The organism is Streptomyces sp. NPDC050636 (genome assembly GCF_040654775.1).
Taxonomy (GTDB): Bacteria; Actinomycetota; Actinomycetes; order Streptomycetales; family Streptomycetaceae; genus Streptomyces.
Genome location: NZ_JBFAIP010000074.1, coordinates 21294 through 32982, shown reverse-complemented (window position 1 = coordinate 32982; position 11689 = coordinate 21294). Strand labels below are relative to the sequence as shown.

Below are 11689 nucleotides of genomic sequence, written 5' to 3'. Positions count from 1 at the left end.
CTCTTCACCTCGCCCCCTTTTTTGCTATGGCCGCCCCCGCGGGGTCCCCGCGGGGGCCGCCCCCCACTCCGATATTCCGGACTTCGGACCGAAGGATCGTCCACGACCTGTAGGAACCGGAGGAACCGGCGGGGCCGGGGCTTGTGCTTCTTCTTGTGCGGGCGCACGGTCGCGCGGCCCCAGGTCTCCCGGGACTGGTCAGCCAAGGTGGGAGCTCAGCTCTCGACGGCCTTGGACGACTCATCGAGACCTCGCCGAGCACTCACGACACACCTCACCCCCGAGCAGCAAAAACGGGGAGCGAAACCCCCGGCCTCGACCAGCTCAGACATGTCCACAATCACGGCGGAGAACATCGCTGCATTGATCGAGACCGGGATCAGCACTACCACGGGCGAACGATTCAGACAGCAGTTGTCCTGTCGCAGCGTAGTTGGCAGGAGCCACCGTGCTGACCTGCACTGTTGTCATGCTGTTTGAGAACTTCGGGCTCGCTGTTCTCAAGCGACATGGCTTTCGCGGAAAAGGCGGAAACTCCGTGCTTACCGGCCCCGGTCGAGGGGGCGTCGCCAAGCCGAACACTGAGCTGGGTACCCAGTTCCTGGAACCCCAGAGCTACGGCCACACGCTGTGAGGGATAGGGCCGTGCTCTCCACTGCGGAAGCAACCCGGCATCGAGGGCATGGGCCACTGCTACGGACGCCACGGCCCGGGCCAGGCGCCGGCCCCGACAGTGCGGGGCAACCAGCACGCTCAGGTGAGCCACCGACCGCAGCCAGGACCGGTACCCGGCCGCGGCCACCACCTCGTCGCCCCGGCGAAGACAGAACGCGGGAGAGGAGATGTCCTCCAGGCCGCTCTCGCCTGCCTCCTCCTCCCCGACCAGGGCCAGCAGCGCGGCCAAGTCGCCGTCACCGATCGGCAACTGCTCGACCCCGGTACCTTCATACGCAGGAAGAAAGCCGTCCCGGCCGAGATAGAAGAGCGAAGCCGGCCCGAGGACATCGAGCACAGGCAGCACCGCACGCAGACGAGCGACATCGAAGAGCTCTTCGTGAGACATCTCCCGCGCGGCGTCGTCCACCATCCCGGCGGCCAGCACGCTCGGCGCAGTGACGATGGCAGCGTGAGCGATCCGTACGAGCCCGGTCCACGACGGCGGGGACAACCGCGACCTGGGCGCGACCACAACCTTCGCCCCTCCTGAAGGACAGAACTCGACCGGTGTGCCTGCCAGTTCCACCCACAGCTCCCGGGCGTGAACGAGCAAGGGATCGTCAGCCATGGCCGCATCCTGTCGGCTTCGCAGCCGGAGCGCGACCGGATTCCTCCTCCCCCCCACGAGGCCGCCCCGGAGCCCTTCGACCTCGCCGAGTCAGCCTTCGCGTTCGGCCTCGGCGATGCGGGCGATGCGGGCGATGCGGGCGATGCGGGCGATCAGGTTGTCGCGTTGTCGCGGATGTCGGCAAGTCGTGTCCGTTGGGCCGGGTCCGGTCGAAGGAGCGAGCATCTGACACAAGCGCGCTCATGGATGCAAGGGGTTCCGAAGGCTCGTTCGCAGGTGCCGATCGAGACCTTGCGGCGTTCGAAGTGCCCGAGGAACTCCTCCCACTCCTCCTCAGTGGGCGTGCGGTATTCCTCGCTGGGGCGGGTCGTCCGGCGCCGCATGATGAACGCGCGGTGGGCCTCGATGGCTTCCTGCGGATAGACCGCCTTGTAGCCCATGGTGGTATCGATGTCGCAATGCCCTCAGATCACTTGCGCAATGCGGGGCGGAAGGCCATTGGCGACGACATCCGTGACGAACATTCTGCGGAAGTCATGGGGCTGGAGCCGCAGAGGTTCCCGTCCGGGCCAGTGAGGCCGGCGCCGACGAGAACACAGTTGATCGAATCGGGACGCCGGCCGTAGCCCGTTCGAGTCACATTTCAGCAGTTCCCCTCTTTTAGCTACCGCCGTTCCGATAGCTAGTGGATCTCTCCCTCCCCCCTATGACTGAGGAGCCCTCGTGCTGTGTCGTCGTGCTCTGGGCAGGCGTCCCGTGGCAACACTCATCGCCGCGATCACCACTGCTCTTCCCCTCACCCTGCATTCCGGCACGGCAGCTGCCGACCGGCAGTCGTTGCGCGAACCGGCGACGAGGCCGGCCGCCGACAACGGTGACGTGATGAGCTCGGAGCCGGGCGCCTTCTACCTCGATCCCCTCAAGGCGTTCAAGGTCAAGGCGAGCGTCAACCGGATCATGTACCGCACGACCGACCGCGTGGGGAAGCCCATCGCGGTCACCGGCACCGTGCTCACCCCCAGGACTCTCCAGCGCGGCCCACGCCCGATCATCGCCTTCGCGCCCGGCACCCAGGGACTGGCGGACAAGTGCGCCCCCTCCCGCCAAATGGCCGAAGGCACCGAGTACGAGGCGCTGCCCATCAAGAAGCTCCTCGACCAGGGCCATGCCGTCGTGGTGACCGACTATCAGGGACTGGGCACACCCGGAGTCCACACATACATGAACCGCGAGGTGCAGGGCCGCGCCGTCCTGGACTCCATCCGAGCGGCCCAGCGCCTGGACGTCGTGGATCTCCCGGATGCCGGCCCGGTCGCGCTCTACGGCTACTCCCAGGGCGGCGGCGCGGCGGCATCCGCCGCCGAGCTCGCCCGTACCTACGCGCCCGAACTGAAGATCAAGGGCGCTGTCGTCGGCGCTCCCCCCGCGGATATGAACAAGGTGGCCGACAACCTTGACGGTTCCGCCTACTCCGCGTTCTTCAACTACGCCCTCTCCGGCCTCGCCGCCGGGTACGGCATCGACATCGACCCGTACCTGAACTCCCGGGGGAAGCGGGTGACGAGTGACCTGCGGGACAACCACTGCACGACTCAGGCCATCGGCAAGTACCCGTTCCTGCAATCCCGTTCTCTGACCGTGGACGGACGTCCGCTGACGGAGCGCCTCAAGCGCGCCCCGTGGAACACGATCGTGGCGGAACAGCAGCTCGGCAAGCGCAAGCCCGCACTGCCCATCCTGCTCTCCCACAGCGTCCTGGACGACGTCATCCCTCACCAGGTCGGCAAGAATCTGGCCGCCGACTGGTGCCGCCGGGGCGCGACGGTGAAATTCACCAGCAACCACATTCCCACCCACATCGCCGCCACCGAGGGAGCGAGCGCCGAGGGCATCCCCTGGCTCGCGGACCGCTTCTCCGGCAAGGCCGCACCGAGCACATGCTGAGCGGGGCACTGGCCTAACCCCAAGTGCGGGCGGCGACCCGCCCAGACCTTGCGCCGGGTGCGCTGAGTCACCCCCTGCCCGAGGAATGGGGCGACCGGCGCAATCACCGGGTGGTTGGCCCTCCACGGGCTAGCGCTCCAGGCAGCAGAGGCGGCGAGCCACCCAGGACCCATGATGTGACCCAACCGGTCAAGCCACAGACTCCGGGTGAACAGCTCGCCACTTCGGACGCTAACTCGCCGACTGGAGCGCTCAGTCACACGTCGGCGTGACTGAGCGCTGCAGTCGGCCTCGTCCGGCCAACTGCAGCGTCGAGGGCGGAAGCCCCCGACCTGCGGGATGCTGGGGGGAAGCAAACGGCCTCGCCCATCCGGTTGGTCGCCTACGGGCCCGCCGCGCGGAAGAGGGCCAGCAGGGCCCGGGCCTGCGGGGAGTCCGCGTCGAAGAACTGCGTGGCCAGCGCGGGTGGCACGGTCGTTCCGTGCATGCGGACCTCATGGCACCGGAAGCAGAACGCCGCCTCGAAGAGCGCCAGGTCGAGAGAGTCCTCGTACGCCCGGACGCTCCAGCCTGGCGAGAAACCGCAGCGGTGTTGTTCACTGCCGGGCAGGTCCTCGATCAAGGTCAGCGCGTCGGCGGCCTCGCTCCCGGCCCAGTGGGCGACCACCCTTCCGGGGTACGGGGCCGCCCGCTTGGCCGGGAGGGCGGAGATCCTTACGACCTCGATCAGCACGGTGGTGGCCACGGCTTCGGCGGGGAGCTGCATGTGCGCAGTCTGCCCGCCGGGCGACAGTCGGCCAAAGCAGATCGTTACAGGCGGTCTGCCACGCAGAAGCCCAGGGTGCTGAGACTCCTCAGGCCAACTGCCGCACTCACAGGCCAGCGCCGGTGACGTAGACCGTCGCACCCGCCGCGCCTAGCTGGACGGCGATGCCGCGCCCGGCTCCCCGCGTGGCCCCCGCGACCAGCGCGATCTTTCCGTGGAGGTCCGGTGCCGATGTGTCGGGCATGAATCCCATTGAGTTCCTCATCTATCTGCACGGCTTGGTCCACGTCCGCCATCGACGCCGACCGGTGACACCATGCTCGACCCAAAACCCAACACCATGTGTCGTATTTTTCGCCCGTCTCACGGACGCCACAGAAGTGACCAAGCCAAATGCCTCGCACGGCGACGACGGCTTCGCCTACCCTCTCGCCCGTGCGGTGGCGGGCGGGAGGGTAGGCAGACTGCTGCAGACGCCGGTCGGAGCAGGGCTACTGGCGGGCGTCGCCACCGGTGTCAGAAGGCCCCGGCGAGATCCTGAGAAGCGCTCGCCTACCGCCCCCTCCCCCGGCCAAATCGCCGAAAAGACGGTCTCACCAGCGAGGCCCAATCGCTGTCCTGCCCGCCGCCTCCGACGCGCAGCCCCGCCAACTCACACGCTCACTCGCCAAATGAAGCGCTCAGCCGCAAGTCGGTTCCAGGCCCTCCCGCATGCCGCCCTGTCAGTGAGTTTTTTTGAACTCTGGCCGTGGGGTGTACGGCTGGATGACCTCATTCGTAGCGGCTGGCGGGACGGCTCGGCGGTAATGCCGGAGTGCGGTGATCCGCTGCCGGTGTCGATGGCGGCGGAGGCGGTGTTCTGCTCGGGTCGTTGCAGGTCACGGCGGTTGCGGAGGCTGCGGCGGACCCTGCGGAGGGCGATCGCGATGCAGTTGGGCGAGCGGGCGGAGTGCATGGTGTGCGGCCGGTCGTGGACGGTGGGGGTGGAGCGGTCGGCGTTGTTACTGCTCAGACCGCTGTCGGGTGCGGGCCTGCCGTGAGCGGCAGGCGTCGCGGAAGGGCGTTACGGAAACGCTGTAGGCGAACGCCTCGACATCATCATCAACACCCCTTGTTTTACAAGGAGTTGACTACGTATATGACGGGTGCTTCGAGCGCCCCCGTTTCACGCCCTGCCTCCGCGTGTCGCGCCCGCGCCACAGTCGTGGTGGCCGGGGCCAGGCTGCCCTTCTCGGTGAAGGAGATCCGTTGTGACTACCGCGAACCCTCTGCCCAAGCTGCCGGACATCGACGACGTCGAACCCGCATCAGACACCGACCAGCAGTGCATCGACGAGGTACGGGCGGTACTTAGCCGGCATGGTGCGCTGCAACGCTTCGGCCTCACACTGCTTCATGAGCACTTCGACGTCGCCGATGACGAGATCCTCGTCGAGGAGATCGACGTCGAGAACCGAACGCTCACCTCCCGTCCGCAGAAGGTCACAGACGTCGGAAACTCCGTGGCCACCGCATGGAGGCTGGACGAACCGACGGACATCGGAAGGTGCATCACCAGGTGTGCCAGGAAGCACGCCGACTTCCGTGGACGAGGTGGTGTGCACGTGAGGTCCCATAACAGGGAGAAGTAAGCACGGCATCGTTGAGGGGTGTTTTTGATCCCAAGTGATTGTTAACGCACACTCAGTTCGATGACGGGAACCCGCTCGTTAAGCACCGTGGTGTGCATCGTCCTGTTCCCCGGCGCATCGGATACGTTCACCGCTGCGCACCGGGGCCCTGGTCGGGGCCCGGCTGCTGCGGGCGGTGCGCAATCTCTGATCGTCCGGGCGCTGCGCACGCGGTGCGCCGCCACCTGGGCCTTGGTGCGCACCTCCTGCGCGATCTGCCTCGCCCGCCCGTATTCGCCGTCGCTCGCCCGTATCCGCCGTCGTCGGCCAGGCGAAGCGCGCAGTACGCCATCAAGTGCAGGCGTTCGGCAGGGCTGGTGCCGCCCTCCAGCGCTGTGACCGCATAGGTTCGCCGGGCTGGGCGATCAAGGCCATGAAGACGAGCGATCGGCCTCCCCATCAATTGCCTTGCCCGCTACGGACCTTGGCGTGTTTGCATCGTCGGCACGGCACTAGAGTGAGACGGTGACCTCTCTGCCGGAAGACCCGCCATCGCTGATCAGCGAACACGACCGCGACACGGCTGTGCAGCGCCTGCAGGAGGCGTACTCCGAAGGGCACATCTCGCACGAGGAGTTGGACGAACGTCTCCACCAGGCGCTCACCTCCAAGACGCACAGCGAGCTCGTGTCGGTCCTGGACTCGCTCCCGGAGGAGGTTGCGGGCACCACGTCCACGATTGCCGCCGCCGGCGGACGGATCCAGCGGCGCGGCACATGGCGGGTACCTCGGATCCTCAAGGTCGAGTCCGCATTCGGAAGGGTGCGCCTGGACCTGTCCCGGGCGGTCATCGAGCATCCGGTAGTCGACATCGAGTTGCAACTCGGCACCGGCAAGGCCAAGATCACGGTGCCTCGCGACGCGATCGTCGACGTCGAGGAGCTGCACACCGGGTGGAAAGACACGCTCTACAAGACCCGGCGGCGCTCCCGCCCCGGCGGGCCGAGGATCCGGATCTCCGGGACCATGGGGTTCGGACGGCTGAAGATCCGCCACGCGCGGCGTTGAGGCCCCATCCGACACCAGGACCAGCTGTCCGGCACTTCTTCGTCCCCGCTCGACTGCTGATGCTGTGACCTCATCGGGTCGCCAGTTGGGTCAGGCCACGGTCTTGATAGGACGATCTCGTTGAACCGGTGGATTACGTCCCTGACAGTGTCCTAGTCGGCCTACACCAGTTGGGCGATCACCGGCACGCGGTTCCCGCCAGCTGAGGCCAGCAGCATCATCGCGTGCTGGTAGCGCACCGAATTGGTGCTGCCGCGACGCACGATCTGCTGCAGCTTCCGTCCTTCCTGGTCGGTCAGTCTGCGTACGCGGACAGCCTCGGCCACCGCCCCCTCCAGCGGTCGGATCGGATGTCACCGCACATCCAACCGCCACAACCACCAGCCCGGCGAACCTATGCGGTCACAGCACTAGCTAAGAGGCTGGTGGTTCGCGGTCACTATCGCCGACAACCGGCCGCCTCTTCACGGCACCGACGGCCTACGCGTACTTCTACTACTTCTACTTCTCCGTTCACTCGTGAGGGGTAGCCGGGCGTCGGGTGGTCCTCTGCCAGGACCTGCGACTGGCACGCTGTGGTGGCATGACCACTACCAGCAACAACGCGCTCGTCGAGGAGTTCCGCCGCATGGACTCCGACGGCGACGGGGCCGTCGACCTCACCGACTTCCTGCGTGCGCCACGTAAGCTCCTCGCCACCCTCGGCGTCCCGGAGGACGCCCCCAAGGCCCAGGCCCTGATTCGGGCCAACGAGACCCAGTGGGCCTCCTTCCTCTCTCTGGGCGACGCCGACGGCGACGGGGTCCTGACCGCTGACGAGTACGTGACCACCCGCACCTCGCCCGAATTCCGTTCCCCGAACCGTCCGGGCAAGGGGGAGGTCTGCCAGACCCTCTTCGCCGTCCTCGACAGTGATGACGACGGCACCATCAGCCAGGACGAGTTTCTCCGCGCGGCCGACTTCCTGTGTATGCCACCGACCGAGGCGTCGGGCTACTTCGCGACGCTCGACAGCGACAACGACGGACAGCTGAGCGGCAAGGAGTTCCTGAAGGCGGTCAAGCGCTTCTACACGAGCTGAACCAGACACAGGCAGTCCGTGGAGGCCACCCGTCGCGGGGGCCTCCACTCTGTGTGGCCCCTCTGGGGATGGCTCCGCGCCCGGCAGCCGAGCCAGAGCATGAGGCTGGATCAGAGCCACGGGGGTCTAGGGTGCGTGCGCTAGCTCGGGCGCCGACGCTCAGACTCAGCCCGGCGGCGAGCTCATGCCGCCCATCCAGGCCGCAGTCAACTTCGCCTTCACCCCGATCGAGCTGGACTACCCCGACCCATTCGGCGTCACCGTCGTCCCGATGGAAGAGGACGGCTACAGCGTGCGCCTTACCGAAGTCTTCGCCCGCTGACCCCACCGTGGCACGGAGCCATCGCTCCCAGGGTGCGTGGCACGGAGGTAGGAATCGGCCAACTGTGCGGAGCACCCAGCGAGTTAATGCGTGTGATTGCTAGCCTCCACGAGGTCATGAGCATGACGACGTCACGGGGGGCGTGCGTGTCTGGGATCCCCTCTCGTGGCGGCATCCCTTAACAGAAGGGGCACACACGTGAGACGACGATTAGCCCTCGCGGTCACCGGTGCAGCTGCTCTCTCATTGTCCCTGGGGGCCTGGCTACCGGCCAACGCCACCACGGACACCGTGCCGAAGGCCAAGGCGGAAAAGAAGACCGAGGTCGTGATCGGCAAGCCCTTCACAGCCGCCAAGACCAGGGCCCAACGTCAGTGGCTGGACCGGCAAAACCGCACCAGGGACGACCGCAAGGTCGCCTGCAAGCTCGGCAAGCAGTCCAAGAACCGCAGCTCCTCGTGCTTTCTGGCGTTCGCTCCCTTCAAGCTGGTCCTCAAGCCCGGGAACCAAGTGATCGGCACCGGCGTCCTCGGCTACGGCAACAGCACCGAGCTGAACTACAAGCGCAAGACCTACACCCAGGACGTCAACCTCGGCCTGGTCGAGGCCACCGACGCGGCCATCAGCGGCACTCTCGCCACGGTGACACTGGGGTGCAACACCCCTGAGGGCAACGGCTGTAAGGCCAAGCAGACGGGCGGCGGAGGATGGCAGCAGCTTCCCTACCCGACGACCAACACACACTTCACGTTCCAGGTGACCTCTGACGCCAAGAGCGTGCTCTATCACCAGCCGCCGACCAAGGTGGATATCCGTCACATCACCGCCACCAACACGGGCACCACGTATCCCGGCGAGCCCGCTCAGGTGCGCTGCGACAGCGAGAAAGTCGGCAGCAACCAGGGCCGGGGCTGCGTGAACTGGGAGTACGCCCCGACCTACACCATGGATGGCACCGACGGGGAGATCTTTGAGGTCGCCGGGCACGTCGCCTGGGCCCAGCGCAACCTGAAGAACCAATGGGGGCTGCGCGGCAAGGGCAAGCCGCTGCACAAGCTCAGCGACGAAGACCTCCAGAGGAAGAACCGCCGCAAGGCGTGTGGCAACGCCAACCCGGGTCCGGGGCAGAGCTGCGACGAGTTCCCGTTCGCGTCCACGTGGGAGGGCGCGCACTTCCAGTCAGACTACTCCACCAAGAATCTCAACGCTCTACAGAACAGCACCGAGGGCGGCCGGAAGTACCGGGGCAAGTTCTATCGTACGAACCGCGTCATAGATGGCGACGCCTTCTGGGTGAAGGTCAAGTACTAGGCAGAAAAGGGGAGTCGGACGGTGGCTGAGCCAGTGCGCACGGTACGTGAACGCTTCAGCGTCAATGAGGGCCAGTACCTCATCATCGGAGACGTCGACAAGGGCCCTGACGACGACCACGCCCCCAACGGCATCATCCGTGCCGCCGAGGACGGAGCAGTCATCTACACGGGTCTGACGCTGGGCGACATCTGGCTGCGCCTGGAGCTGTGGGACGCTCAGCCACCGCTCGACACCAACGGCTGGGACGATGTCGGGGAGGTCACCTACACCGCCACCATGCCCGCACGCCCCTGCGCCGTGGACGGCGATTCTCCCGACGTCTTCCCGGACCTGGCTTTCGCCGGCCCCGGCACCTACCGCATCCGCATCAGCACCCTCGGACGGGACGCCGGGCACCAGGCGGACGTGATCGAAGCGCACGAAGATCCGGTAGAAGAGCACCGCATCCAGGTATGGCCCGCCCCTGCGGGAACCGACCTCCTGCACAAGGCGAGCGATACGATCGGCGCCCACCTCCGCAAGCAGCAGTAGGAAACCGCAAAGCCGACCTGGATCGCGGCACGCCGCCAGGCCTACGCCAACGACCTCGACGCCGAACGCTCCCTCGTCGCCGTCACCGCCCGCAGCAACAGGCAGAAAGCCGACCAGGACCCCGCCGAATGGATGCCACCGGCGTTGAGGTCGCGGGCTTGTCAGGGACTTCTCGGGGCGTGGTGACGAAGGGCGCCGCACCGTAACCCGTCCGGACGACGTCTCGTTGGATCGACATCGCAACCACCGTCCCCACGGTGACGCGCCTGAGGGCCTGGACCCGTGACGGATTCCAGGCCCTCACGCACGCTTCGGCCTGTTAAGAGAACGTCGGCGCCCATGGCCATCTGATGCCTCAACCTCAGCCCCATGCGCGGCATGCGGCACACGGAGCTTTCTCTGGGTGAGGAGTGTGACGCGCGGCGACCTGCGAGGAGTCGAAGCCGGTCAGTGCCGGTGCTGTCGACGTTGCCGAGTTCAACATCTGCGGTGTAATCGTCGGGCGATCGAGCTGACCGAGGGTCGGTCGTGGACCCAGGAAAGGCCTCCGATGTCAAGGCGTGTACGGGTGCGGGTCACAGCGACGTAGGCAAGACAGGCCTCGCCGTCATCGATCGACTGAGGCGGGGGGGACCCGACGTCGTCCTGCCGAATGTTGTCGCGAGGTGGCACGACAGCCAAGGGATCCTCGAACGCGCAGCGGAAGTCGCCGAAGGGGCGGACGCCCTTGCAACCGCACTGGCCAACGTCACACGGGCGACTCGACTCACCTTCACCGGCCATCTACCACAAACTCCAAGTTCCTGAACCACTGACTGGTGCCAGCCAACCAAGCCCCGCCAAGCACCAGGCGGAGCCTTCTGCTTCTTCAGACAGTCACGGCTTCCTCGGACTGGAACCGGGCCGGGCACCGCCTGCAGTACATCGTCCACTGCCCACCGCTCCAGCGCGCCATTCGGATCACCAATGACGGTCCTTCAGGTGATTGCCGGACTCCTCACGCGCCGGGCCGCCGCCACCGGGGTATGGCGTCCCAACAAACCACGACCCGGAACCCCACGAGGAGATCGGCCATGTACGCAGCAGTCCGACGGTACGAAGGGGTGACCGATCCAGCCGAGGCAGGACGCCTCGTCAACGAAGGGTTCGTACCGCTCATGCGCCAGGTCCCTGGCTTCGTGGCCTACTACTGGGTCGACGCCGGGAACGGAGTCATGGTCTCGACCAGCGTCTTCCACGACCAGGCCGGCGCCGAAGAATCGGTCTCCAGAGCGGCGGATTTCGTGCGGGACAACCTCGCAACACTGCTCCCCAACCCACCCCAAATCATGGCCGGGGAGGTCGTGGCCTCCGCGCACCAGGGTTCGAACTAGTCAGACGATAAGGCCTCTAAGACGGTGTCCTACATGGTTGGTTTGAGGAGTCGTTTGTAGCAGCACAGGGCTGTGGCAAGGCTGAGAAAGGCCAGGTAGTTGCGGGGATAGTGTTCGTGGCGGGGACTGTGTCTGCGGTAGCCGGACAGCCAGGAGAAGGTCCGCTCGATCACCCATCTGCGACGCGCCAGCTGTTCGCCGGAGTCGGTTCCTTTGTGTGCGACCTTTTTTTAGCCCGGACATGGGCCGAGTCGAGGGCAGCCCGGGACAGGTCGACCAGGCCCTGAGCGGCCAGCAGCCCCAGCACCTCCTGGTTCGGCCGACCCCACACGCCGGCCCGCAACCAGATCACGAAGCGACGGCGCACCGTCGACTTCGACGCGCCGAAACAGGGC

At 66.5% G+C, this 11689-nt stretch carries 11 protein-coding genes and 5 pseudogenes; 9 read left to right on the top strand and 7 right to left on the bottom strand.

The genetic code is table 11. The features are described from left to right. Window positions 1-403: 403 nt before the first annotated feature. Both AB0I10_RS31845 and AB0I10_RS31840 read right to left on the bottom strand, forming a co-directional pair. Entirely contained in the window at window positions 404-1285 is an 882-nt protein-coding gene (locus tag AB0I10_RS31845; RefSeq protein ID WP_363156141.1) for a GNAT family N-acetyltransferase, read from the bottom strand. Between the two features lie 152 nt (window positions 1286-1437). Further along, window positions 1438-1725, bottom strand: a complete 288-nt coding sequence (locus AB0I10_RS31840; protein WP_363156140.1) for a hypothetical protein — start codon at window positions 1723-1725, stop codon at window positions 1438-1440. Window positions 1726-2041: 316 nt separating this feature from the next. Between AB0I10_RS31840 and AB0I10_RS31835 the strand changes: the two genes are divergently transcribed. Next, the gene (locus tag AB0I10_RS31835) at window positions 2042-3229 is read left to right on the top strand and encodes a lipase family protein (protein ID WP_363156139.1); all 1188 of its coding nucleotides are present in this window, start codon (window positions 2042-2044) and stop codon (window positions 3227-3229) included. A gap of 382 nt (window positions 3230-3611) precedes the next feature. Here AB0I10_RS31835 and AB0I10_RS31830 read toward each other — a convergent pair whose 3' ends face one another. Together AB0I10_RS31830 and AB0I10_RS31825 are read right to left on the bottom strand one after the other, a co-directional pair. Further along, entirely contained in the window at window positions 3612-3995 is a 384-nt protein-coding gene (locus tag AB0I10_RS31830; RefSeq protein ID WP_363156138.1) for a hypothetical protein, read from the bottom strand. A 118-nt stretch (window positions 3996-4113) separates the two neighbouring features. Next, window positions 4114-4248: pseudogene (locus AB0I10_RS31825) on the bottom strand (short-chain dehydrogenase); the annotation flags it as partial. Between the two features lie 997 nt (window positions 4249-5245). On the opposite strand from AB0I10_RS31825, the gene AB0I10_RS31820 reads away from it, so the two are divergent. Together AB0I10_RS31820 and AB0I10_RS31815 are read left to right on the top strand one after the other, a co-directional pair. Beyond that, window positions 5246-5626: a hypothetical protein gene (locus AB0I10_RS31820; RefSeq protein ID WP_363156137.1), complete on the top strand. Its 381-nt coding sequence runs from the start codon at window positions 5246-5248 to the stop codon at window positions 5624-5626. 504 nt (window positions 5627-6130) lie between these two features. After that, window positions 6131-6673 carry a DUF1707 domain-containing protein gene (locus AB0I10_RS31815; protein WP_363156136.1) on the top strand — a complete coding sequence of 181 codons (543 nt, stop codon included), beginning with the start codon at window positions 6131-6133 and terminating at the stop codon, window positions 6671-6673. 164 nt (window positions 6674-6837) lie between these two features. Here AB0I10_RS31815 and AB0I10_RS31810 read toward each other — a convergent pair. After that, window positions 6838-6999 (bottom strand): annotated as a pseudogene (locus AB0I10_RS31810) (IS630 family transposase); the annotation flags it as partial. A 257-nt stretch (window positions 7000-7256) separates the two neighbouring features. Here AB0I10_RS31810 and AB0I10_RS31805 point away from each other — a divergent pair. From AB0I10_RS31805 to AB0I10_RS31785, 5 genes and pseudogenes are all read left to right on the top strand, one after another. Beyond that, a complete protein-coding gene (locus tag AB0I10_RS31805) occupies window positions 7257-7754 on the top strand; it encodes an EF-hand domain-containing protein (protein ID WP_363156135.1) in 498 nt (165 codons plus the stop codon). Between the two features lie 184 nt (window positions 7755-7938). Beyond that, entirely contained in the window at window positions 7939-8076 is a 138-nt protein-coding gene (locus AB0I10_RS31800) for a hypothetical protein (protein ID WP_363156134.1), read from the top strand. 198 nt (window positions 8077-8274) lie between these two features. Next, on the top strand, window positions 8275-9387 hold the full coding sequence (locus AB0I10_RS31795; protein WP_363156133.1) for a NucA/NucB deoxyribonuclease domain-containing protein: 1113 nt from the start codon (window positions 8275-8277) through the stop codon (window positions 9385-9387). Window positions 9388-9408: 21 nt separating this feature from the next. Then, window positions 9409-9921 (top strand): hypothetical protein, encoded by a 513-nt coding sequence (locus tag AB0I10_RS31790; RefSeq protein WP_363156132.1) that lies wholly within the window; start codon window positions 9409-9411, stop codon window positions 9919-9921. An 18-nt stretch (window positions 9922-9939) separates the two neighbouring features. Beyond that, a pseudogene (locus tag AB0I10_RS31785) lies at window positions 9940-10065 on the top strand (HNH endonuclease); the annotation flags it as partial. A 333-nt stretch (window positions 10066-10398) separates the two neighbouring features. Here the strand turns inward: AB0I10_RS31785 and AB0I10_RS31780 are convergent. Then, window positions 10399-10590, bottom strand: a pseudogene (locus AB0I10_RS31780) (DNA helicase); the annotation flags it as partial. A 404-nt stretch (window positions 10591-10994) separates the two neighbouring features. Here AB0I10_RS31780 and AB0I10_RS31775 point away from each other — a divergent pair. Further along, window positions 10995-11294: a hypothetical protein gene (locus AB0I10_RS31775; protein WP_363156131.1), complete on the top strand. Its 300-nt coding sequence runs from the start codon at window positions 10995-10997 to the stop codon at window positions 11292-11294. A 29-nt stretch (window positions 11295-11323) separates the two neighbouring features. Here the strand turns inward: AB0I10_RS31775 and AB0I10_RS31770 are convergent. Then, window positions 11324-11688 (bottom strand): annotated as a pseudogene (locus AB0I10_RS31770) (transposase); the annotation flags it as partial. Between the last annotated feature and the right edge of the window lies 1 nt (window position 11689).